This window comes from Streptococcus gordonii, from assembly GCF_001553855.1.
Lineage (GTDB): Bacteria > Bacillota > Bacilli > Lactobacillales > Streptococcaceae > Streptococcus > Streptococcus gordonii.
In genome coordinates, this window is sequence record NZ_LQWV01000023.1 from 104,843 (window position 1) to 128,198 (window position 23,356).

Here is a 23,356-nt window from a genome sequence, read left to right on the forward strand (position 1 = left end):
TGATTGATAGGCCTTTTTCTTCGCTTTTTAAGGGAAAAAATAGGGCGAATAGAGATATTTATGATAAAATAAGAGTATGAAAGATAGAATGTCTGAGTTAGTTTCCCTGCTCAATCGTTATGCTCATGAATATTATACAAAAGATGCGCCAAGTGTGTCAGATAGTGAGTATGATCAGCTTTACAGGGAACTGGTTTCATTGGAAGAGCAATATCCAGACGAGATTTTACCAGAGAGCCCGACTCACCGAGTGGGTGGAAAAGTTTTAGATGGTTTTGAAAAATACCAACACCAGTATCCTCTCTATAGTTTGCAGGATGCTTTTTCACGTGCAGAATTAGTTGCCTTTGATGAACGAGTAAGAAAAGAATTTCCAGATGCGTCCTACCTTTGTGAACTGAAAATTGATGGTTTATCTATTTCACTGGCATATGAAAATGGTATTTTGGTAGCAGGAGCGACTCGTGGTGACGGATCCATTGGTGAGAACATTACGGAGAATCTCAAGCGTGTCAAGGATATTCCTTTGACCTTACCAGAACCCTTGACTATTACAGTACGTGGGGAATGCTATATGCCAAAGGCATCTTTTGATGCGATAAACCAGCTTCGTCAGGAAAATGGGGAGGCAGAATTTGCCAATCCAAGAAATGCAGCAGCAGGGACCTTGAGACAGCTGGATACATCAGTTGTAGCCAAGCGCAACCTAGCAACATTTCTCTATCAGAAAGCCAGCCCAACATCTGAAGCGACTCAGGAGGATGTCCTTGAAAAACTGAGTCAGCTTGGCTTTTCTGTCAATGAAAAACGGATATTGGCTAGCACTATAGACCAAGTCTGGGACTTTATCGAAAAGGTTGGTCAGGAGCGGGACAGTCTGCCATATGAGATTGACGGTATTGTCATCAAGGTCAATGACTTGGCGGTGCAAGAAGAACTTGGTTTTACTGTTAAGGCGCCTAAGTGGGCTATTGCTTATAAATTTCCTGCGGAAGAAAAAGAGGCTCAGCTTTTATCTGTAGACTGGACAGTCGGTCGGACTGGAGTGGTAACACCTACTGCTAATTTAACACCGGTTCAGTTGGCGGGGACTACTGTTAGCAGAGCGACTTTACATAATGTAGATTACATAGCTGACAAGGATATTCGTAAAGGAGATACCGTCATCGTATATAAAGCTGGAGATATCATTCCAGCTGTCTTGCGTGTGGTAGAAGGCAAGCGTGTTTCAGATGAACACTTGGATGTACCTAGCCAGTGTCCGAGTTGCCAGAGCGATTTGCTCCACTTTGAAGATGAGGTTGCCTTGCGATGTATCAATCCGCTCTGTCCTGCCCAAATCATGGAAGGATTGGCGCACTTTGCCAGTCGTGATGCTATGAATATTAGTGGCCTGGGACCGGCAGTGGTTGAAAAGCTCTTTGCTAAGGATTTGGTTCGAGATGTGGCAGGCATTTACCGCTTAAGCATCGAAGATTTACTCCAGTTAGAGAACTTTAAGGAAAAATCAGCTAATAAATTATATAATGCTATTCAGGCTTCTAAGTCAAACTCAGCCGAAAAACTCTTGTTTGGCTTAGGTATTCGCCATGTTGGTAGTAAGGCTAGTCGGATTTTACTGGAGAAATTCCATGATATTCCAAGCCTTGCTCAGGCAGAGCAAGAAGAGATTGCCAGCATTGATAGTCTTGGCATGGTGATTGCTAAAAGCCTGCACAGCTATTTTGCCCAAGAGGGAACACAGATCCTGCTGAAGGAGCTAGAAGAAGCTGGAGTTAACTTGGCCTACCTTGGTGAAAAAGTGGCTGCAGATGCAGTCCTATCGGGTAAAACAGTTGTTTTAACAGGAAAATTAGAAACATTAACACGAACACAAGCTAAAGAAAAACTTCTTCGTTTAGGAGCCAATGTTGCTGGCAGTGTTTCCAAGAAAACGGACTTGGTTATTGCTGGAGCGGATGCAGGTAGTAAATTGGCTAAGGCCCAAGAATTGGGAATCGAAATCCAAGATGAAGTATGGCTTGAACAGTTATAGAGGCACTGTATGAAAGATGTAATAAAACGAGCAAGACTCATTTACAACCCGACATCTGGTCAGGAAATTATCAAAAAGAATATTGCGGAAGTGCTGGACGTTTTAGAGGACGTAGGCTATGAAACCAGTGCTTATCAAACGACGCCAGAGCCTCTTTCTGCGCAAAAAGAAGCAGAGCGGGCTGCTAAAGCTGGTTTTGATTTGATTATCGCAGCGGGAGGGGACGGCACCATCAATGAAGTCGTAAACGGAGTAGCCCCCTTGGAAAATCGGCCTCGCTTGGCCTTCATCCCGACAGGTACAACCAATGACTATGCGAGGGCACTGAAGATTCCTATGGGAAAACCTGTCGAAGCTGCAAGAATCATTGCTAAAAATCAGACCATCAAAATGGATATCGGCCGTGCCTTTGGGCAAAAATATTTCATTAACATCGCAGCGGCCGGTACTTTAAGTGAGCTGACCTATCGTGTTCCAAGTGAAGCTAAATCTCGCTTGGGCTACTTTGCCTATGTTGCCAAAGGTGCGGAAATGTTGCCACGTTCTAAATTCCGCAAGGTCCGTATTACTCATGATCATGGTGTTTTTGAAGGTAAGATTTCACTCATGTTTGCAGCACTGACCAATTCTATTGGAGGCTTTGAGCAAGTTGCTCCAGATGCCAAATTAGACGACGGAAACTTTACCTTGATTTTGGTCAAAACAGCCAAACTTTTTGAAATGCTGGCCCTACTGATTCAGGCCATTAACGGTGGCCAACACGTGACAGATGTCAATGTCGAATACTTAAAAACAAGTAAACTAAAACTAGAAGTTTTAGACAGCAAAGAACCATTTATGCTTAATCTTGATGGCGAATATGGTGGAGACACCCCAGTTGAATTAGAAGTCTTCCACAATCATTTGGAATTTTTTGCCAATATCGATGAAATCAGCGACGATGCTCTTTGTTCAGAAAAATCATGATGAACCAACCTAGGAGATAAAAATGCCAGACTACCAGGTCTTAGTCCATTACCATAACCCCACTGATGATTACCTCTCTTACAATATATGGCAGTGGCAGGAAAACCAAATCGGAAAGGAAGCTTCATTTTCTAATTTTGATTATTTTGGGCGAAGTGGACTTGTTACTTACCAAAGTGAGACAAACTTAGATTATGTCCATTTGATTATAAAAAAAGCAGACTGGTCAAGCCAGACCATTGATTATACCATTCGTCTCTTGCCGCCTCACCTGGTTACAGAAGTTTGGATTCTTGAGGGAGACCATCAAGTCTATTATTCTAGGCAGGCGGCAATCACTAGCCACTATTACAAATACAGAAATCCTCACGCTTTTGATATGGCGGTTTCTTCCAAGGAATTTGACCGTCACTGGGGCTATCAGGGAAGTTTAGGTTCCTTTTACCAAGCTGACAAGACTGAGTTTAAACTTTGGGCACCAACGGCAAAAGCGGTTGAAGTGGTCATCTATAAATATGCCAGCAACCAAGCCGATATTTGGAAAACCATTTCTCTAAAGAGAGGCCGAGATTTCTCAACAGACCACACAAAGAATACAATCGGAGTGTGGCAAGGGAGTATTTCTGAAGATCTAGCCAAGCGTGCCTACCAATATCGTGTGATCTTTGATCACGAAGAATACTTGACTCGGGATCCATATAGTCAGGCTACTAGTCCTGATGGTAAACGAACAGCTATCGTGACAGACCAAGAACGAAATCCACTTGGTTTTCAAGTTAAGCAGAGGCAAGAAGCCCACTGGCGCGTGAAGAATGCCTGTCAAGCAGTTATCTATGAGATGCATATCCGTGACCTAAGCCAGTCAGAAAGCTCAGGTGTCACACCAGCTTACCGCGGAACCTTCCTCGGTGCTTGTCAAACAGGTACGACAAATGGCACTGGCCAAGCGACAACCTTTGATCATATTCGTGACTTGGGTGTGAATTATGTCCAGCTCCAGCCCATTTCAGACCGTCATAAAGACTATGATGAAAATGGGCAGGTAACCTATAACTGGGGATACGATCCGCAGAACTACAATGCGCCAGAAACAAGCTTTTCCAGCAACCCATCTGATCCAGCTCAGGCTATTCGTGATTTAAAAACCTTGATTCAAGCCTATCATGATGCTGGTATCGGAGTGATTCTTGATGTAGTCTATAACCACAGTTACTCTACCTTTGACTCCCCATTTCAAGCCAGTGTTCCCGATTATTACTATCGAATGAATCCAGATGGCTCTTTCCAGAATGGAACCGGAGTCGGGAGTGAAACCGCTAGCGAGCATGAGATGTTCCGTAAGTATATGATTGATTCACTTTTGTATTGGGTCAAAGATTATAATGTGGATGGTTTCCGGTTTGATTTGATGGGGATCCACGATGTAGAGACCATGCAGATCATTCGAGATGAGTTGGACAAGGTAGACCCACGTATCCTGACTTACGGAGAAGGATGGGATATGGGGACAGGCCTCCTGCCTCAAGATAAGGCCAAGAAAGACAATGCCTATCAGCTTCTAGACATTGGATTTTTCAACGACAATGAGCGAGATGCTATTAAAGGTGCTGAGGTATTTGGAACCTTGAAAGCTGGATTTGTCAGTGGACAAGGGACTGAAAATATCATTGCCAAGGCTATTTTAGGAAGTAGTGAGTTAGGTAGCTACCTCATGCCAAACCAGGTCGTCAATTATGTTGAGGCTCATGATAATTATAATCTGCATGATTTACTAAGAGAATTCCATCCACATGATGATCTAGAAACGCTTACCAAGCGGATTGAACTGGCAACTGCCATGAATATTCTCATGCAAGGCTTAGCCTTTATGGAGCTGGGGCAGGAGTTTTCTCGAACTAAGTTGGTAGGAACTGGACCAAATGGGCAGGTGACTCAAGCAGATAAAGAAAGAGCTATGAATAGCTACAATGCGCCAGACCAAGTCAACCAGGTGGATTGGAATCTACTTTCGAAACATCAAGATAGTGTCAATTTTATTCGCCAGATTATCCAACTAAAAACGACCAGGAAAGAATTTTCTTACTCGACATATGAAGAAATTTACCAGCATGTCTATGTTCGTCAAGCACAGACAAATAGTGGTCTTATCATTTTTGAAATCAAGGACAAGAAGCATTATTTAGTCATCTTTAATGCTAGTGGCACACCTTATCGCTTGGAAAATGCGAACAAGCTCAAACTAGTCGTCAGCAATAACCGAAGCAAAATTAATACAGAAGTTGAGAACTTAACTGCTAGCGTTTTTGAAATCTTAGCTTGAGTTGATTCACTTTAGATGACCTTACTTTATAAAATCATTGAAGCAGAATGGGAAAAATTAGATTCCTTCTGCTTTTTTTCTACTTCAAATGGAACAACCGGCTCTTATTTTCTGACAATTCTAATCTAGAAGAGTATAATAAGGATAGGAACCCATGTGATTCTTTCTGTATGGAGAAAGGAGGCTTTTATGCCACAACGTGATTATGCTTTCGGTTTTCATGATGATATAGCACCGCTTTATTCGACTGGGAAAGGATTGACAGAAGCTGTTGTTCGTGAAATATCTGCCATCAAAAAGGAACCCCAGTGGATGCTAGACTATCGCTTACGCTCTTTAGAGCTATTTAATAAACTGCCCATGCCGGACTTTGGTCCTGATTTGTCAGGTATTCGATTTGAAGATGTCATCTATTACCAGAAACTAAGCGGACAGCCAGCTCGCAGTTGGGATGACGTTCCTGAAGAGATAAAAAGGACCTTTGATCGTCTGGGAATTCCAGAGGCAGAAAAGCAATTCCTATCTGGTGCTGTTGCCCAGTATGAGTCTGAGGTGGTCTACCACAATATGAAGGAAGAATTCGAAAAGTTAGGAATTATTTTTACTGACACGGATACAGCAGTTCAAGAGTATCCAGAGCTAGTCAAGCAATATTTTGGAACAGTCGTGTCAAATGCTGAACATAAGTTTGCAGCCTTAAATGGAGCAGTCTGGTCAGGTGGAACCTTTATCTATGTTCCTAAAAATGTACACTGTCAAATTCCTGTTCAGACCTATTTTCGTATCAATGGAGAAAACGCAGGCCAGTTTGAGCGCTCCCTCATGATTATCGAGGAGGGTGGCTCCATTCAGTACATCGAGGGTTGTACAGCGCCAACCTATACGACCAATAGTCTTCATGCTGCGACTGTTGAGATCATAGTCAAAAAGGATGCTTTTTTCCGCTATCCGACCATCCAAAACTGGTCGGATAATGTCTATAATCTAGTAACGGAGCGGGGCACTGTCGAAGAAGGTGGTACCTTGGAGTGGATTGATGGCAATCTAGGTAGCAAGGTTAACATGAAATATCCTTGCAGTATTCTCAACGGCCGTAATGCACGAACTTCTGTCCTCTCTATGTCCTTTGCCAACTATGGCCAGCACTTGGATGCAGGCTGTAAGGTCTTTCATAATGCACCCAAGACATCCAGTACCTTGATTTCCAAATCAGTGGCTAAGGATGGTGGAAAGACTGATTATCGCGGTCAGGTTCGCTTTGGCAAGAATAGTGCTGGCTCCAAGTCGCATATTGAGTGCGATACCATTCTCATGGATGGTGAGTCCAGTTCCGACACCATTCCTTTTAATGAAATCCATAATTCCAATGTCGCCCTAGAGCATGAAGCCAAGGTTTCCAAAGTGTCTGAGGACCAGCTCTACTATCTGATGAGTCGCGGTATCAGCGAAGAAGAAGCCACAGCTATGATTATCAATGGTTTTATGGAACCCATCACCAAAGAACTCCCAATGGAATACGCCGTCGAACTCAACCAACTCATCAACATGAGCATGGAAGGCTCAGTTGGTTAAAAAGGTCCAGTGGACCTTTTTAATCTGCGGATAAAAACTCGCCCTGGCGAGTTCCCTTTAATCTAAGGTTCGGGGAACCTTTTTAATCTGCGGATAGGGGCTCGCCTTTGCGAGTTCCCTTTAATCCAAGGTCCAGTGGACCTTTTTAATCTGTAGATAAGAACCGACGGTAGTCGGTTTACCCTGAGACAAGGCAAACGGGTATTTTTAGGTTGTAGATAAAAACTCGCTTTTGCGAGTTCCCTTTAATCTAAGGTCCGGGGCAACCTTAAAATTTGTAGACAAGAATCAATTGTGATGATAAAAGAGGGCTCGCGCTAAGGGTCCTCTTTCTTACAAAATGCTTCTAAACTTGACTCACTTTCCAAGAAAACTAGAAAAACATCCAGAATTTTGATATGATAGGTAAAATATAAGGAGGTAACGAATGAATCTAGAAGAACTGAGACAAGAAATCAATCAAATAGACGATGAACTCGTAGTCTTACTGGAAAAACGGATGAAACTCGTGAACCAAGTGGCTACTTATAAGCAGGAGACAGGCAAGGCAGTGCTGGACACGAAGAGAGAAGAAGTCATTTTGGGTCGAGTGGCTGATCATGTTGAAACTCCAGCCTACAAAGATACGATTCTTGCTACCTTTAAGGATATCTTGAAGAACTCCCGTGCTTATCAGGAACAGAAAAAAGCATGAAGGAAGTAAAAAATTCTCTTGCCATCTGCTTAGCTGCTATGCTTGGTGGCTGGCTTCGTTACTTAATCTCTTCCTTGGTCACCTTCACTGGACATTTTCCCTTAGCCACACTCTTGGTCAACTATCTGGGGACCTTCATCCTGGTTTATTTGGTAAAGGGTTACCTAGCAAATAAGCAAGTGTCTAAACGTTTTATCCTGGCCATATCGACAGGCTTTTGTGGAGGCTTGACTACATTTTCAAGTCTCCTTTTAGACTCCATTAAACTGCTGGACCTAGGGCTATACACGGACTTTATCCTCTATCTAGTCTTGAGCATTGGCGGTAGTTTGTGGATAGCCTTGTGGGCTGGAAAGAAGGTGGCTCTATGATTTGGCTTATGCTTACAGCTTGCGGGGGTGGGGCTCTCGTCCGTTATTTTCTTTCTAAGGTCAATAGCAGAGCTGTTTTGCCAGTAGGGACTTTGATGGCCAATTTACTAGGAGCTTTTTTGATTGGGTATTTCTATAACCATGTTCAAGACAAGCAACTTTATACTATCCTGGTAACTGGCTTTTGCGGAGGCTTGACGACACTATCAACTTTCAATGCTGAGCTGGTAGCTCTCTTTTCCAACAAGAAGAAATTCATCCATTATCTGATATTGACTTATTGTTTAGGATTTTTAGCCATTATTTTAGGAATTTTTATCTAAAAATCTTTACATTTACCGGAATTTTGATATAATATTCTTTGTGCAAATGGAGCACAAAAAAACGGCTAATCCGCTTTGGTCATGAATCATAAGATTAGTAAGATAGGAGTAAAAAATGAATCCATTAATCCAAAGCTTGACTGAAGGTCAACTTCGTACTGATATCCCTGCATTCCGTCCTGGTGACACTGTCCGCGTTCACGCGAAAGTTGTCGAAGGAACTCGCGAACGTATCCAGATCTTTGAAGGTGTCGTTATCGCTCGTAAAGGTGCTGGCATCTCAGAAAACTACACAGTTCGTAAAATCTCTAACGGTGTAGGTGTTGAACGTACTTTCCCAATCCACACTCCACGTGTTGATAAGATTGAAGTCGTTCGTTACGGTAAAGTGCGTCGCGCTAAATTGTACTACCTTCGTGCATTGCAAGGTAAAGCGGCTCGTATTAAAGAAATCCGTCGTTAATCTTAGAAAGCTCTGTCAGATGGCAGAGTTTTTCTCTAGGTCCCCTTAGTTCAATGGATATAACAACTCCCTCCTAAGGAGTAGTTGCTGGTTCGATTCCTGCAGGGGGCATTTTAAGTAATGTAAAGAAAAGCAAAGAATATGCAAAGTGTTTATTTTAAGGCAATCATCACAAGTTAATTTTTAAAAATAATTTAGTATTTTTTGTTTTTTTGACCAAACTATGACCAAAATTTGACCAAAAAAATATATTTTAGTGAATGGATATAGAATAAAGTGGATCAGGAAACTGGTCTATTTTTTTGTGAAATAGTATTCAGAGTAATTCAAAAATATTTTATCATTCTCACTATGGAATTTTTCTGTCCAATTAGAAATGTTGAAAGAAATTAAATAATATTTTGGGTGTATAGATTAGATATATAGTTTTAAATATGATTACGCTTTCAAAAATGTTGTATTTTATTGAGTTATCCCTTGACAATTTTGTTTAGAAAATATATGATAAGGATAATAACAGCGGTGTCATTTTGTCTGATGAAAAAAATTAGTAATAAATATTAAAAAAACAATAAAAAATTTGGAGGTGTTTTATGAAGCATTTTGTTCACAATGAGGTTTTTAGTATTCGGAAACTTAAGGTTGGATTGTGCTCTGTTTTGGTAGCGATTTCATTTCTGGGGGTACAAAGTGTTTTTGCTGATGAAGCTGTTACAAGTACTTCACAGATATCTATGAATAAGCTTTATACTTCAACAACCAATAGTTTAGAAAGCTCATCAACTAATAATGATGATAAATCTACTGGGATTGACTCTTCTACTTCACAATTAACCGATAGTAATGTTGATTCTCCTTTGATACCTAATAAAGAATATAAAGAAGATGGGGTAAATACTGGAACTTTTGAAGATGAAATGAAAGATTCTCCTCTAGTTTCTAATAGTGCCCTTTCTAATTCAACTATCAAAACTTTAGAAGGTTCCTTAACTAGTAATCATGACAGTTTGACTGATTTTATTACTACTAATTCAAAGTCAGTTAGTTCTGAGAACGAAGTTGCAGATACTTCTAATAGTAATGAAGTGAGAGATAGTAACACTGCTTTAGAAAAAGGGACTGAAGTTTCGGCTTTAAGTGTAAAAGATTATGGTGCAGTGGGTGATGGTGTATCAGATGATAGACAAGCAATTCAAGATACAATAGATGCAGCTGCTAAAGGATTAGGCGGAGGAAAAGTATATTTTCCTGAAGGTACTTATTTAGTTAAAGAAATTGTCTTTTTGAGAAGTCATACTCACCTAGAAGTACATGAAAAAGCTACAATATTAAATGGTATCAATATCAAAAATCATCCTTCTATTGTATTCATGACGGGTCTATTCACTGACGATGGAGATCAAGTTGAGTGGGAACCAACTGAAGATATCAGTTACTCTGGTGGAACAATTGATATGAATGGAGCTTTGAATGAAGAGAGGACAAAAGCTAAGAATCTCCCTTTGATCAATTCTTCAGGAGCCTTTGCTATAGGAAATTCAAAAAACGTAACAATAAGTAATGTTACCTTTAAAGATAGCTATCAGGGGCATGCCATTCAAATTGCAGGTTCAAAAAACGTACTAGTAGATAACTCTCGTTTTTTGGGACAAGCTCTTCCTAAGACTATGAAGGATGGTCAGATCATCAGTAAGGAGTCTATTCAAATAGAGCCATTAACCAGAAAAGGCTTTCCATATGCATTAAATGATAATGGTCAAAAATCTGAAAATGTAACGATTCAAAATTCTTATTTTGGTAAAAGTGAAAAATCAGGTGAATTAGTAACTGCAATTGGGACACATTATCAAACTGCAACAACTGAAAATCCTTCAAATATTAAAATTCTAAATAATCATTTTGATAATATGATGTATGCGGGTGTTCGCTTTACAGGATTTACTGATATTTTAATAAAAGGAAATAGGTTTGATAAGAAAACTAAAGAGGAAAGTGAACACTATCGTGAAAATGGTGCTGCTTTAGTTAATGCTTATAGTTATAAAAATGTTAAAGACGTATTAGATCTGAATAAACATGTGACTATTACTGAAAATGTATTTAATATTGCTGATGCTAAAACAAAAGCAATACGAGTTGCAAAAGATAGTGCAGATTATCTTGGAAAAGTGTCTGATATTACTGTAACAAAGAATATCATTCATAATAATTCGCAAAATGCTGAACAGCCAAATATTGAATTATTAAGAGTCAGTGACAATTTGGTAGTGTCTGATAATATCATTTCCGGAGGTAAAGACGGAATTGTAATTGAAGAATCCGCTGGAACTATCACTGTCTTAAATAATCAACTTTCCAATTTAACAGGAAATCACGTTTCTTTACTTAAAACAGATTTTAAAGGGACTAGTTCAGACACAAATAATAATGTTGGTGATTTTAATATTATAACTGAGAATGAAAGTTATAAAATCTTTTCTCAAGATTCAGATAACCACTCAGACAACCACTCAGATAATCATGTGGAGGAATTAAAACCTGTAGTTGAAAACAAAAATAATTTAGCTAATAATTACTCAGCAAATAGTGTAGATGATAAAATTGAAAAATCAAATCATGATTCAGATAATGTAGTAACAGTAGAAATTTCACAAAAACAAGATGATGTAACCAATATTAGTGAAGTAGTGAAGGTAAAAGATAATCAACATGCATTACCTAAAACTGGATTAAATAAAATGGCTGAGATGGTTATAACTGTAATTGGAATTTGCCTTCTATTTGGACAACGGAGTTTAAAACGTCGTTATGAAGATAGATAGAATTTGCTCAATACAAGGTAGCGCTAAAGAGAACGAAGATAGCGTAGATTACAAAAACCAATATTTCTGGATTATAGATGGAGCAACAGATTTATTTAATGCAAAAGACTCTATAGGTTATTCAGTTTCAGAAGTATCTCATCTTATTTCTGAGTGTCTCAAGCAGTATTGTAACGATTCTTTATCATTGAAGAAAATTTTCGAGCTTGCTTTAGATGACGTTAGAAAAAGAATTAAGATAGATAAGTGTGAGTTTGATGATTATTCCCAGTTGCCAACATTTGCCTTTATTTTTGCAAAATTATCCGGTTTAAAATTAGAATACATAATGATTGGCGATTGTGTTATGATAGTCAACAATCAAGTGATTACAGATCATAGAGTAGATTGTCTTTTTGAGCAAGGAAAATTTGCAATCAAATCTAATCATGAAGTTGATAAAAAGACAATATTACAAAATATTAGGAAGCTAGCTAATAAACCAGAAGGATATTGGATAGGTTCACTAGACAAAAGTAGTATAAATCATATTTTAAATGGTAGTTTGGAAGTAACTAGTAATCATATTGTTTTAATGACTGATGGTTTTTACGACTTTTATACTCAAAATTCAGGCTACTCTTTTGAAGAATTGATTGAAATAAGAAAAAAATCTAGAAATATTGATCCTATTTATGGAAAAAAAGATGATGCAAGTATTTTGATTATTGAGGTTAGATAATGTTGAGAAGCAATTTTGACAATGAAATCATTGAATTGTCAAACAATCTAGAAGATATATGGGACTCTATAATAAAAAAGTATGAAATAATATTTGACACTCTAACCGAAGTTCAAAAACAAAGTATTATAGATAATGATTTAGTTATCAATAAAGCAGTTGTTGAAATAGATATGAAAGGAACCGAACTAATCTGTTTACAACATCCTGTCTCTAGTGATTTGAGAAAAATTATTGCTATAGTAAAGCTATCAACAGATATTGAACGTATCGGAGACCGAATCGTTGAAATAGTTATAGTTTTAAAAAATGTTCATGCAATGCATGAATGGGGGGCGTTGTTTTATGAATTGTTAAAAATACATTTTGAACTAGGCGAGTACTTAAAGAGAGCTTTATTGTGGTTTAAGAAGAGAAACTATGAATCTGACGAATATGACTATAATAAAAAATATCAGTTAATATCTAATTTATGTCAAAAACTAGGAGATAAAGCAGAAGAGAATTTTCTTATTGAACCCAAAAATGTTGATGAAGCTATTGTATTTTTAGAAGTTATTAATATTCTTGATAAGATATCCCATACAACACAATCTATTTATAAATGGTTAGATTATCAGGAAAGAGGAGTATTATAGTTAAAGAGGAGTATATATGCAGACAATTGTAGATAATTTTGTTAATAGAGTTATTGAATATGGAATTTATAAACCGATGGACCAGATATATATAAAAAATAGAGTATTGGCTTTAATCGGTGAAGAAGGAACTGATAAGTTCTCAAATGATAGTGATCTTAAAAAATTAAAAGATGATTTAGTAGAAATAGCTTTAAAGAATGGTAAAATTGCTGATTTAGCTGAGGCAAAGGAATGTTTAGGTGCAGAGCTGATGAATTTCATCGTTCCATTACCAAGTCGCCTTAATGATATTTTTTGGAGTTCATATGATGTTTCGCCACAGGAAGCAGTTGAAGAGTTCTATCAGCTAAGTAAAGATAGCGACTATATTAAATTGTCAGCTATCTCTAAAAATATAGCTTTTCATACTGAAACTAATTATGGTTCACTTGAAATTACAATCAATTTATCAAAACCGGAAAAAGATCCGAAAACAATCGCGGCAGAGAAATTGGTAAAGTCATCTAATTATCCAAAATGTTTACTTTGTATGGAAAATGAAGGTTATCAGGGGAGAATAAATTATCCAGCACGTGCTAATCATAGAATTATTCGATTGGAACTGGGAGACGAAGTATGGGGGTTCCAGTATTCTCCATACTCATATTTTAATGAGCATGCGATATTCTTGAATAGTCAACATGTACCAATGGCTATTACGTCTAAAACATTTGAACAATTATTGGAGATTGTTGATATTTTACCAGGATATTTTGCTGGTTCAAATTCTGATCTTCCTATCTCAGGAGGATCTATCCTTAGTCATAATCACTACCAGGGAGGAAAACATATTTTCCCAATGGAAAAAGCAAAATTTGAGAGAGAATTTCTTTTTAAAGACTTTGAGGATATTAAAGCTGGGATTATAAAATGGCCGATGTCAGTGATTAGGCTACAAGGTGAAAATAAAAATCGTTTGGTAGAATTAGCCACTAAAATCCTAGATATCTGGAGAGAATATTCAGATTTAGACGTAAACATCATTGCTAAGACTGAAGATATTCCACACCATACGGTGACTCCTATTGCTCGTAAAGTGAATGGGAGATATGAATTGGATATTGTTTTGAGAGATAATCATACTACTGAAGAATACCCAGATGGTGTTTACCATCCTCATCAAGATGTACAACATATTAAAAAGGAAAACATCGGGTTAATTGAGGTGATGGGACTTGCGATTTTACCACCTCGTTTGAAAACAGAGTTAGAAGAAGTTGAGAAATATCTTTTAGGAAAAGATAACGAAATTGCTGATTATCATTTAGAATGGGCCGTTCAATTGAAAGAAAAATATCCTGGACTTAAAGAGGAGGAGGTTCATAGCGTAGTTCAAAATGAAGTAGGGCAAGTATTTGCGAGAGTTCTCGAAGATGCAGGTGTTTATAAGAATACTCAAACCGGACATGAAGCATTTATGAGATTTGTTAAATCGGTTGGAATTAATTAGGAGGAAGTAAAAATGGCAATATTGGTAACAGGCGGAGCTGGTTATATTGGTAGCCATACCGTAGTAGAATTACTAAATTTAGGTAAGGAAGTCGTTATTGTCGACAACCTTTCAAACTCAAGTATTTTAGTATTAGATCGTATTGAAGCAATTACAGGGCAACGTCCTGCGTTTTACGAATTAGATGTTTGTGATAAACAAGGATTGAGAAAAGTTTTTGAACAAGAATCTATTGAGGCTGCAATTCATTTTGCAGGATACAAAGCTGTCGGCGAATCCGTGCAAAAGCCTGTAATGTACTACGAAAATAATATTATGAGTACATTAGCTCTTGTTCAAGTGATGTCAGAGTTTAATGTTAAAAAGATTGTATTTTCATCGAGTGCAACTGTATACGGTATTCACAATCAATCACCCCTCGTTGAGACAATGCCGACAAGTGCAACAAATCCTTATGGATACACCAAAGTGATGCTTGAACAGATTTTAAAAGATGTTCATGTAGCAGATTCAGAGTGGAGTATTGCGTTACTTCGTTATTTCAATCCGATTGGTGCTCATGAGTCGGGGTTGATTGGAGAAGATCCATCAGGCATTCCTAACAACTTAATGCCTTTTATTGCACAAGTAGCGGTAGGTAAGCGACCAGAGCTAAGTGTTTTTGGAGATGATTATGATACGGTAGATGGTACTGGTGTTCGCGATTATATCCATGTAGTGGATTTGGCAATAGGTCATATCAAAGCCTTAGAAAAAGTATCCGAACAAACAGATGTTTATATCTATAACCTGGGCTCAGGAGAGGGAACTAGTGTATTACAACTTGTAAATACATTTGAAAGTGTTAATAAGGTTCCGATCCCTTATAAAATTGTTCCAAGACGTTCTGGGGACGTTGCGACTTGTTATGCAAATGCAGATAAGGCGTATAAGGAATTAAATTGGAAGACTACAAAAACGGTCGAAGATATGTGTAGAGATACATGGAATTGGCAATCAAAAAATCCTAATGGATACAATAAATAATAAAGTTCAAGTAGTCTTGTAATATATATATTAAAAAAAATTAAAAAAAATTAAAAAAAATTAAAAAAAATTAATGAAAGCGCTTGACAAAGTAAACGGTTACATTGTATAATACAAATATGAATGACACCGATGTCAAAAAATATAAAAGAAGGTCTGTTTATGAAAAACTTAACAAAAATTAAGTTCAAAGAGAACGGAGAATTTAATCATTTTCCTGGAAATACAGTTGTAGCAAATCTTTATACTAATTCAGATTTGATGGAAGTTGTTGATATCATTCAATCACGCTATAGAGAGTTACCATTTATAGATAAATTCACATTAACTCCAAGAGATTCTATTCATATGACTGTAATTGAATTGCTTTGCCATGAAAATCGTGAGCCAGAATTTTGGAGTAGCCATCTACCATTGGATACGCCATTACAAGAAATTCATGATTACTTTGCAAAACAACTAGAAATTTTCCCATTGCTAAACGAAGATATTCATATGCGTGTGACTGAAATGGGAAATCAAAACATTTTAGTAGAACCAGCCGATGAAAAATCAGCTAAACGATTAGAAGAAATTAGAACATATGTTTCTGAAAAAGCAGGTGTTCGATTCCCTAATCATGATCGCTATCAATTCCATATCTCAATTGGATATCTTCGAGTTCCATTAACTGAAGAAGAAAATGAAGAGTTTACTAAAGTGAAAAAGGAATTAACCGAAGTTCTGCTTGAAAAGATTCCTGTCATTACAGTAAATCGTATCGATTACACAGTATTTGAAGATATGAGACGTTTTGTTCCATATTGCGAAAAATTTTAAAATAAAATTATAATTAAAAATAAAAAGGAGATTTCATATGAAAAAATCTAAATTATTATCGTTTTTAGCTGCAGGGGTTGCGGTTACAACATTGGCAGCATGTTCAGGTGGTTCAACTAATTCATCAAATTCTTCGAGCGATACACCTCAATCAGAAGAAAAAGCTGACAAGAGCCAAGAATTAGTAATTTATTCTAACTCTGTTTCAAACGGACGTGGGGATTGGTTAACTGCTAAGGCTAAAGAAGCTGGTTTCAATATTAAAATGGTTGACATTCCAGGTGCTCAGTTGGCCGATCGTGTTATTGCTGAAAAAAATAATGCAGTAGCTGATATGGTATTTGGTATTGGAGCTGTTGATTCAAATAAAATTAGAGATCAAAAATTATTGGTACAGTACAAACCTAAATGGTTAGATAAAATTGACCAATCTCTATCAGATAAAGATAACTACTACAATCCTGTAATTGTTCAGCCATTAGTTTTAATCGGTGCTCCTGACGTGACTGAAATGCCTAAAGATTGGACTGAGTTAGGTAGCAAGTATAAAGGTAAATATTCAATTTCTGGACTTTCAGGGGGAACAGGGCGTGCGATCTTGGCAAGTATCCTTGTTCGCTATCTCGATGATAAAGGAGAATTAGGCGTTTCTGAAAAAGGTTGGCAAGCAGCTAAAGAATATTTGGAAAATGCGTACACTCTTCAAAAGGGTGAAAGTTCAATTGTTAAAATGTTAGATAAGGATGACCCAATCCAGTACGGTATGATGTGGGGTTCTGGTGCATTAGTTGGACAAAAAGAACAAAATGTTGTATTTAAAGTAATGTCTCCTGAAATTGGTGTTCCGTTTGTAACTGAACAAACAATGATTTTGAATACTAGTAAGAAACAAGCTTTAGCTAAAGAATTTATTGATTGGTTTGGTCAAACAGAAATTCAAGTAGAGTACAGCAAAAACTTTGGTTCTATTCCTGCAAATACTGAGGCAGTGAAAGAGTTACCAGAAGCTACTAAGAAATTTGTTGATCAAGTGAAACCACAAAGTATTGATTGGGAAGCTGTTGGAAAACATTTGGATGAATGGGTTGAAAAAGCTGAACTAGAATATGTAAAATAGGACATAAGTGTAAATTTTAAAATTCCAAGTCTCTCTAAAGTTTCTAAACCTACATGAGAAATTAAGAGAGACTTTTCATTTATAAGTAAAGGAAGTTAGTAATATGATTAAATTTGATAACATTCAAATTAAATACGGTGATTTTATCGCGATTGATAATCTAAATTTAGATATTAAGGAAGGAGAATTCTTTACCTTCCTTGGACCATCTGGATGCGGTAAATCAACAACTTTGAGAGCTTTGGTAGGTTTTTTAGACCCTTCATCTGGAAGCATTGAGGTTAATGGGAAAGATGTTACTCATATGGAGCCAGAAAAACGTGGAATCGGGATCGTATTCCAATCTTACGCACTATTTCCAACAATGACAGTTTTTGATAATATTGCATTCGGTCTAAAGGTTAAAAAAGTTGCTCCAGATGTTATTAAAGCCAAGGTTTCTGCAGTGGCTGCTAAAATTAAGATTTCAGATCAACAATTGCAACGTAACGTTTCAGAATTATCTGGAGGACAACAGCAGCGTGTAGCTTTAGCTCGTGCTCTTGTTCTGGAACCTAAAATCCTATGTTTGGATGAACCCTTGTCAAACCTAGATGCAAAATTACGTGTGGATTTGAGAAAAGAGTTGAAACGTCTTCAAAAAGAATTGGGAATTACGACTCTATATGTTACACATGACCAAGAGGAAGCGTTAACGCTATCTGATAGGATTGCTGTTTTTAATAATGGTTTTATTGAACAAGTGGGAACACCAGTAGAAATTTATCATAATTCTCAAACAGAATTTGTATGTGATTTCATTGGAGACATTAACGTACTTACAGATGAAACTGTTCACGGAATTCTTCTAAATAATGCTCATGTTCTTTTGGAAGATAAAAAAGGTTACATTCGTTTAGAAAAAGTTCGCTTCAAACGTGAAACGGATCAGGATTTTGTCTTAAAAGGTTCAATTATTGATGTGGAATTTTCAGGAGTTACAATTCACTATACTGTTCAGGTATCTGAAAATCAAATTATTAATGTAACAAGTATCGATAGTCAGTCTGCTATTAGATCTGTCGGAGAAAGTGTGGAATTGTTTATCACACCATCAGACGTTCTGCAATTTTAAGGAGGTGCAGTATGCGTCATAAATTAAATTGGAAAGATTGGCTCATTCGTTTAGGGTTAATCTGGTTCTTGGTAACTTTCATTATCTATCCAAACTTTGATTTAGTAGTTAATGTATTTGTAAAAGGTGGAGAATTTTCACTTGATGTCGTACAACGAGCTCTTAAATCTCAACGTGCGATTCAGAGTATTATGAACAGTTTTAAGTTAGCATTCTCACTAATTATAACTGTTAATGTTGTTGGTGTACTTTGTGTATTGTTTACGGAATATTTTGATATTAAAGGAGCTAAAATATTAAAACTAGGATACATGACGTCACTAATCTACGGTGGAGTAGTTTTGGCTACTGGTTATAAATTCGTTTATGGACCATATGGAATGATTACCAAATTTTTACAAGGTATTATTCCATCTTTAGATCCTAACTGGTTTATTGGTTATGGTGCAGTTCTATTTATTATGACATTTTCTGGTACTGCTAATCACACTTTATTCCTAACTAATACAATTCGTAGTGTAGACTATCATACTATTGAAGCTGCACGTAATATGGGTGCAAAACCATTTACAGTGTTTAGAAAAGTAGTATTGCCAACTCTTATTCCTACTTTATTCGCTCTGACAATTATGGTTTTTCTAAGTGGGTTATCAGCAGTAGCAGCACCTATGATTGTTGGTGGGAAAGAATTCCAAACTATTAACCCAATGATCATAACATTTGCTGGAATGGGAAATTCTCGTGACTTAGCCGCCTTTCTAGCAATTATTTTGGGTGTTGCCACTACGATTTTGCTTACTATTATGAACAAGATCGAAAAAGGCGGAAATTATATTTCTATTTCTAAAACGAAAGCACCTTTGAAAAAACAAAAAATCACATCTAAACCATGGAATATCATTGCACATATTGTTGCTTATGCTTTGTTCACTGTTTTCATGTTACCATTGATTTTCATTGTATTGTATTCATTTACTGACCCAGTTGCAATACAGACAGGAAACTTATCATTATCAAACTTTACTTTAGATAATTATAAGTTATTCTTTAGTAATAGTGCTGCGTTCTCTCCATTCTTAGTCAGCTTTATATACTCTATTATTGCTGCAACTACTGCAACAGTTCTTGCTGTTGTGTTTGCGCGAGTAGTTCGTAAACATAAAGCTCGATTTGATTTCTTGTTCGAATACGGAGCTCTTCTTCCTTGGCTATTACCAAGTACACTTCTAGCAGTTAGTTTATTATTCACTTTCAACCAACCTCAACTTTTAGTCTTTAACCAGATTCTAGTTGGTAGTTTAGTAATTTTGCTAATCGCTTATATTGTTGTAAAAATTCCATTCTCTTATAGAATGGTACGTGCAATCTTATTTAGTGTTGATGATGAGATGGAGGATGCTGCTAGAAGTATGGGGGCTTCACCATTTTACACAATGATGAAGGTTATTATTCCTTTCATCTTGCCGGTTGTTCTCTCTGTTATCGCACTCAACTTTAACTCTTTATTGACCGATTTCGATTTATCTGTATTCCTTTATCATCCATTGGCTCAACCATTAGGTATTACGATTCGTTCTGCAGGTGATGAAACAGCAACATCTAACGCACAAGCTCTTGTATTCGTTTATACAATTATTCTAATGATTATTTCTGGAACTGTGTTATACTTCACACAGAGACCACGCGGTAAGAAAAGGAAATAGTAATGCAAACATCCAGTATAGGACTATCGAACATCGAAATTATAATTAGAGTCGTATTATCTTTGGTCATTGGAAGTATTTTTGGCTTAGAAAGAGGAAGTAAATCTCAACCAGCAGGTATTCGTACACATAGTATTGTTTGTATGGCTGCTTGTTTAATTATGATGACTAATGAATTCGTATCTTATAAGTTTGGAACAGGAGATCCAACACGTTTAGGTGCTCAGGTTATATCTGGTGTTGGTTTTCTTGGAGCTGGAACAATTCTAATCACAGATAAAAAGAAGGTTACGGGTCTGACAACTGCAGCAGGAATCTGGGCTTCAGCAGGAATAGGTTTAGCTATTGGAGTAGGTTTTTATCAAGGTGCTCTGTTAGTAGCTATTTCTGTTTGGAGTGTGATTTCTATGTTTCAGCCTTTAAAAAAATATCTTCAAAGTCGTTCAAAAGTTATTGAATTATATATTGTAGTTAAATCTACTGAGGCATATAATCGAGTATTAGTTTATTGTGCAGAAAATGGAATTCGATTGACTGATTCAAGAACTGCTTTTGGAGATGTTAATTCTGAAAGAATTGAATATTTTGATGTTCCAGACAAAAGAATAGCATCATTTATGACTTTAGAACTTTCAGGTAAGTTTGAACATCTTAAACTAATGGAAGAAATAGCAGATATTGTTGGTGTTATTTATGTTGAAGAAGTTAGTTGATATAGAATAAACAAAGGGGCAGTTATTCTTGTCCCTTTGTTTTTTAGATTAAAAATTACTCAAGATTATTTTCAATGTATAAAGGTGTACATAAATGAAGGTGTATAATATTAATTTTGACTGTGGAAGAATAACGTATTTTGAATATAATTCTTTAATGCAAGTGTACAGATTTCATTCTTTTTATGATATTTGTGAAATGGTATTTTCGTCTTCTTTACCAGCTGATGATATACTAACAAAGCTTATTGATAAAGAAAAGATTATTCCGATCTTAGACTGCTATGTTCAAATGTTATTAGATACATTTATAGTTTCAATAGATTTTACCGTAAATGATTCTTTACATTTTTATGGTAATTTATTTTCATACAAATTTATCAGATGTGAAATAGAAAAAATTGTAAAGAATAAAGATTTGAACTGTCAATGTTGTTTTTTTGAATCAGAAGAATAGAGTACAAAATTTAAGATTATTTGAATTAAAGTTAAGGTTATAATACATTAAGATATTTTACTAAATTATCTTGTTTTAAAAAGTAAATATTGTATAATAATCATATAAAGGCCATAATGGAGGACGGAAGTGAAAAATATAAATGATAAAAAGGTAACTATTTATGATATTGCAAATTTATCAGGTTTTTCTCCAAAGACAGTTTCACGTGTTATAAATGGTGGTGAAAAGGTAAAAGAAGAGACTTATCAAGCTATAAAAAAAGTCATTGATGAATTATCGTATGTTCCAAATGCATATGCGAAAAATTTGACTAAGAAAGAAACTATAAACATTTTGATTTCTGTTAAAAAGATTGATTCATTTCCTTTGATTTGGTTTCAAACTTTGCTAGATAAAGTTTTACAAACTTGTAAGGAGTTTGGTGTAAACGCTATTGTTGAATACTTTGGTGAAGAAGATACAATTAGTAATTCAATAATTTCAAGTACTGGAAGCTTAATAGATGGAGTAATAGTATTTTATGAAAGTAAAGACGATATTAGGATTAATTACTTACAGAAGAATAGTATGCCTTTCATAGTTTTTGGAGAATCTCGAACACCGAATGTCGTTTATGTATCTAATAACAATTTTCAAGCTACTTATGACATGATGAAATTAGTATCAGAAGAGAATATTGATAGTATGTGGTTACTTATGGGAGGAGAGTCTCTTGTTAATAAGGATCGTGAAAGAGGTATTCGTACTTTTCTGACTGATAAAAATTATTTAATGGATTTACAAGTTATTTATGGTTTAACTACAATTGATTCAGTTTATTCATATGCTATAAACCATTTAACTAAACAAAACCATCCAGATATGATATTTGTTTCTGGGGACGAGAAGGTTCAGGGACTGATTCGTGCGTGTTATGAGAAGGGAATTATCATTCCTGATGATATTTCCATAATTGGTTTTGATAATATTCCTATTTCTCAATATTATACTCCGGCTTTGTCTACGATTTCTCCTAATTATGCTATGTTAGCAAAAGAAATGATAGAAGGTGTTTTAGCAATCATTAATGGAGAAAATATAGAATCTGTGGAAGTATCTTCAAAGATTGTTAGAAGACAAAGTTTTTAATCGGTAAAAAATACCGATTTTTTTGTTTGATAAAATATTAAAATAGTAGTAGAATATGGTTCATGACACCGATGTCATTTTAGAGTGGGGGCTGGATTAATGTCTACAATTTTTAATCATTCATTTAATGGTATTGTCGAGTTAAGGCATGTTATTTCAATATTAATCGCTTGTGCATGTGGGTGGGCAATTGGTTATGAGCGTAAGGCACGTAACAAGCAAGCAGGAGTCAAAACGCATATAATTGTTGCTTTAACATCTGCTTTAATGATGATTCTTTCAAAAGAAGCATTTTTAGACACACCATCCTATGATACTTCAAGGGTCGCAGCTCAAATTGTTAGTGGCATTAGCTTTATAGGTGGGGGTATTATTTTTACTCGGGATAAGAAAGTTAGTGGAATCACTACTGCTGCAGGCATATGGGCTACTGCTGGTATAGGTATGGCAATTGGTGCTGATTTTTGGATATTTGGTTCCTTTTGTAGTTTCATAGTTGTTCTTGTGCAATTAGTGACACACAGTAATGGTAGAAATCATGAAATTTATCAAGCAAAGATAGTGTTAGAAACTAATGATATTTCTTTACTTGGTAAGATTTATACTAATCTAGGGACACTTGATTTCAGAAAATATAATGTTGAGTTAAAAGAACAGTTGTCTAATAATTCTTATGATATTTTGATTTCAATTGAGAATGATAAGGAGATTTCGATTATAGATATTGAGGATTTCTTACTTAATGAAGATAAAAATATAAAAATAAAAGAGTTTAAGCTAAAGAATTATATGAAGAGTTGAAAAATTTGAATATAAAAGTTTTAAAGTCGATGAAATAAATAGCACTATCATTAGATAG

Annotated in this window: 20 protein-coding genes and 1 tRNA gene; all 21 read left to right on the forward strand. The window is 36.1% G+C overall.

What is annotated here, in order from left to right; all coding sequences use genetic code 11:
* Nucleotides 1–76: 76 nt before the first annotated feature.
* Nucleotides 77–2,035, forward strand: coding sequence for an NAD-dependent DNA ligase LigA (ligA, locus tag AWH02_RS06515; RefSeq protein WP_060553383.1), 1,959 nt, complete (start codon nt 77–79; stop codon nt 2,033–2,035).
* Between the two features lie 9 nt (nt 2,036–2,044).
* On the forward strand, nt 2,045–3,001 hold the full coding sequence (locus AWH02_RS06520; protein WP_012130475.1) for a diacylglycerol kinase family lipid kinase: 957 nt from the start codon (nt 2,045–2,047) through the stop codon (nt 2,999–3,001).
* Between the two features lie 22 nt (nt 3,002–3,023).
* Nucleotides 3,024–5,321, forward strand: a complete 2,298-nt coding sequence (gene pulA, locus AWH02_RS06525; protein WP_060553384.1) for a type I pullulanase — start codon at nt 3,024–3,026, stop codon at nt 5,319–5,321.
* A 189-nt stretch (nt 5,322–5,510) separates the two neighbouring features.
* On the forward strand, nt 5,511–6,893 hold the full coding sequence (gene sufB, locus AWH02_RS06530; protein ID WP_060954914.1) for a Fe-S cluster assembly protein SufB: 1,383 nt from the start codon (nt 5,511–5,513) through the stop codon (nt 6,891–6,893).
* 427 nt (nt 6,894–7,320) lie between these two features.
* Nucleotides 7,321–7,587 carry a chorismate mutase gene (locus AWH02_RS06535; RefSeq protein ID WP_048776145.1) on the forward strand — a complete coding sequence of 89 codons (267 nt, stop codon included), beginning with the start codon at nt 7,321–7,323 and terminating at the stop codon, nt 7,585–7,587.
* A complete protein-coding gene (gene crcB, locus AWH02_RS06540; protein ID WP_048776146.1) occupies nt 7,584–7,958 on the forward strand; it encodes a fluoride efflux transporter CrcB in 375 nt (124 codons plus the stop codon). Before AWH02_RS06535 ends, crcB (AWH02_RS06540) begins: the two co-directional genes overlap by 4 nt.
* Nucleotides 7,955–8,281 (forward strand): fluoride efflux transporter CrcB, encoded by a 327-nt coding sequence (crcB, locus tag AWH02_RS06545; protein WP_045503602.1) that lies wholly within the window; start codon nt 7,955–7,957, stop codon nt 8,279–8,281. The genes crcB (AWH02_RS06540) and crcB (AWH02_RS06545) overlap by 4 nt, the downstream gene beginning before the upstream one ends.
* A 115-nt stretch (nt 8,282–8,396) precedes the next feature.
* A complete protein-coding gene (gene rplS / locus AWH02_RS06550) occupies nt 8,397–8,744 on the forward strand; it encodes a 50S ribosomal protein L19 (RefSeq protein ID WP_008809321.1) in 348 nt (115 codons plus the stop codon).
* A 39-nt stretch (nt 8,745–8,783) separates the two neighbouring features.
* Nucleotides 8,784–8,855: transfer RNA gene (locus AWH02_RS06555), tRNA-Arg, on the forward strand.
* Nucleotides 8,856–9,337: 482 nt separating this feature from the next.
* Nucleotides 9,338–11,566, forward strand: coding sequence for a glycosyl hydrolase family 28-related protein (locus AWH02_RS06560; protein WP_060553386.1), 2,229 nt, complete (start codon nt 9,338–9,340; stop codon nt 11,564–11,566).
* On the forward strand, nt 11,553–12,287 hold the full coding sequence (locus tag AWH02_RS10705; protein ID WP_081041926.1) for a PP2C family serine/threonine-protein phosphatase: 735 nt from the start codon (nt 11,553–11,555) through the stop codon (nt 12,285–12,287). The genes AWH02_RS06560 and AWH02_RS10705 overlap by 14 nt, the downstream gene beginning before the upstream one ends.
* Nucleotides 12,287–12,925: a phosphate signaling complex PhoU family protein gene (locus tag AWH02_RS06575; protein WP_060553387.1), complete on the forward strand. Its 639-nt coding sequence runs from the start codon at nt 12,287–12,289 to the stop codon at nt 12,923–12,925. The genes AWH02_RS10705 and AWH02_RS06575 overlap by 1 nt, the downstream gene beginning before the upstream one ends.
* 16 nt (nt 12,926–12,941) lie before the next feature.
* Nucleotides 12,942–14,417 (forward strand): UDP-glucose--hexose-1-phosphate uridylyltransferase, encoded by a 1,476-nt coding sequence (gene galT, locus AWH02_RS06580; protein ID WP_060954915.1) that lies wholly within the window; start codon nt 12,942–12,944, stop codon nt 14,415–14,417.
* 12 nt (nt 14,418–14,429) lie between these two features.
* Nucleotides 14,430–15,443 (forward strand): UDP-glucose 4-epimerase GalE, encoded by a 1,014-nt coding sequence (gene galE, locus AWH02_RS06585; RefSeq protein WP_060553389.1) that lies wholly within the window; start codon nt 14,430–14,432, stop codon nt 15,441–15,443.
* Between the two features lie 162 nt (nt 15,444–15,605).
* Nucleotides 15,606–16,262 (forward strand): DUF1868 domain-containing protein, encoded by a 657-nt coding sequence (locus tag AWH02_RS06590; RefSeq protein ID WP_000793817.1) that lies wholly within the window; start codon nt 15,606–15,608, stop codon nt 16,260–16,262.
* A gap of 37 nt (nt 16,263–16,299) precedes the next feature.
* Nucleotides 16,300–17,379, forward strand: a complete 1,080-nt coding sequence (locus AWH02_RS06595; protein ID WP_000748691.1) for an extracellular solute-binding protein — start codon at nt 16,300–16,302, stop codon at nt 17,377–17,379.
* 103 nt (nt 17,380–17,482) lie between these two features.
* Nucleotides 17,483–18,493 (forward strand): ABC transporter ATP-binding protein, encoded by a 1,011-nt coding sequence (locus tag AWH02_RS06600; RefSeq protein WP_000589128.1) that lies wholly within the window; start codon nt 17,483–17,485, stop codon nt 18,491–18,493.
* Nucleotides 18,494–18,504: 11 nt separating this feature from the next.
* Nucleotides 18,505–20,196, forward strand: a complete 1,692-nt coding sequence (locus AWH02_RS06605; RefSeq protein ID WP_003042184.1) for an ABC transporter permease — start codon at nt 18,505–18,507, stop codon at nt 20,194–20,196.
* Between the two features lie 2 nt (nt 20,197–20,198).
* Complete coding sequence (locus tag AWH02_RS06610; protein WP_001195063.1) at nt 20,199–20,909, forward strand: MgtC/SapB family protein; 711 nt, start codon at nt 20,199–20,201, stop codon at nt 20,907–20,909.
* A 586-nt stretch (nt 20,910–21,495) separates the two neighbouring features.
* Entirely contained in the window at nt 21,496–22,497 is a 1,002-nt protein-coding gene (locus AWH02_RS06620) for a LacI family DNA-binding transcriptional regulator (RefSeq protein WP_060553391.1), read from the forward strand.
* Nucleotides 22,498–22,596: 99 nt separating this feature from the next.
* Nucleotides 22,597–23,298: an MgtC/SapB family protein gene (locus tag AWH02_RS06625; protein ID WP_060553392.1), complete on the forward strand. Its 702-nt coding sequence runs from the start codon at nt 22,597–22,599 to the stop codon at nt 23,296–23,298.
* The last annotated feature ends 58 nt before the right edge of the window (nt 23,299–23,356 follow it).

What these genes read in the sequence shown, in the direction of transcription:
- ligA (WP_060553383.1), top strand. Translation starts at nt 77, where the DNA reads ATGAAAGATAGAATGTCTGAGTTAGTTTCCCTGCTCAATCGTTATGCT.
- AWH02_RS06520 (WP_012130475.1), top strand. Translation starts at nt 2,045, where the DNA reads ATGAAAGATGTAATAAAACGAGCAAGACTCATTTACAACCCGACATCT.
- pulA (WP_060553384.1), top strand. Translation starts at nt 3,024, where the DNA reads ATGCCAGACTACCAGGTCTTAGTCCATTACCATAACCCCACTGATGAT.
- sufB (WP_060954914.1), top strand. Translation starts at nt 5,511, where the DNA reads ATGCCACAACGTGATTATGCTTTCGGTTTTCATGATGATATAGCACCG.
- AWH02_RS06535 (WP_048776145.1), top strand. Translation starts at nt 7,321, where the DNA reads ATGAATCTAGAAGAACTGAGACAAGAAATCAATCAAATAGACGATGAA.
- crcB (WP_048776146.1), top strand. Translation starts at nt 7,584, where the DNA reads ATGAAGGAAGTAAAAAATTCTCTTGCCATCTGCTTAGCTGCTATGCTT.
- crcB (WP_045503602.1), top strand. Translation starts at nt 7,955, where the DNA reads ATGATTTGGCTTATGCTTACAGCTTGCGGGGGTGGGGCTCTCGTCCGT.
- rplS (WP_008809321.1), top strand. Translation starts at nt 8,397, where the DNA reads ATGAATCCATTAATCCAAAGCTTGACTGAAGGTCAACTTCGTACTGAT.
- AWH02_RS06560 (WP_060553386.1), top strand. Translation starts at nt 9,338, where the DNA reads ATGAAGCATTTTGTTCACAATGAGGTTTTTAGTATTCGGAAACTTAAG.
- AWH02_RS10705 (WP_081041926.1), top strand. Translation starts at nt 11,553, where the DNA reads ATGAAGATAGATAGAATTTGCTCAATACAAGGTAGCGCTAAAGAGAAC.
- AWH02_RS06575 (WP_060553387.1), top strand. Translation starts at nt 12,287, where the DNA reads ATGTTGAGAAGCAATTTTGACAATGAAATCATTGAATTGTCAAACAAT.
- galT (WP_060954915.1), top strand. Translation starts at nt 12,942, where the DNA reads ATGCAGACAATTGTAGATAATTTTGTTAATAGAGTTATTGAATATGGA.
- galE (WP_060553389.1), top strand. Translation starts at nt 14,430, where the DNA reads ATGGCAATATTGGTAACAGGCGGAGCTGGTTATATTGGTAGCCATACC.
- AWH02_RS06590 (WP_000793817.1), top strand. Translation starts at nt 15,606, where the DNA reads ATGAAAAACTTAACAAAAATTAAGTTCAAAGAGAACGGAGAATTTAAT.
- AWH02_RS06595 (WP_000748691.1), top strand. Translation starts at nt 16,300, where the DNA reads ATGAAAAAATCTAAATTATTATCGTTTTTAGCTGCAGGGGTTGCGGTT.
- AWH02_RS06600 (WP_000589128.1), top strand. Translation starts at nt 17,483, where the DNA reads ATGATTAAATTTGATAACATTCAAATTAAATACGGTGATTTTATCGCG.
- AWH02_RS06605 (WP_003042184.1), top strand. Translation starts at nt 18,505, where the DNA reads ATGCGTCATAAATTAAATTGGAAAGATTGGCTCATTCGTTTAGGGTTA.
- AWH02_RS06610 (WP_001195063.1), top strand. Translation starts at nt 20,199, where the DNA reads ATGCAAACATCCAGTATAGGACTATCGAACATCGAAATTATAATTAGA.
- AWH02_RS06625 (WP_060553392.1), top strand. Translation starts at nt 22,597, where the DNA reads ATGTCTACAATTTTTAATCATTCATTTAATGGTATTGTCGAGTTAAGG.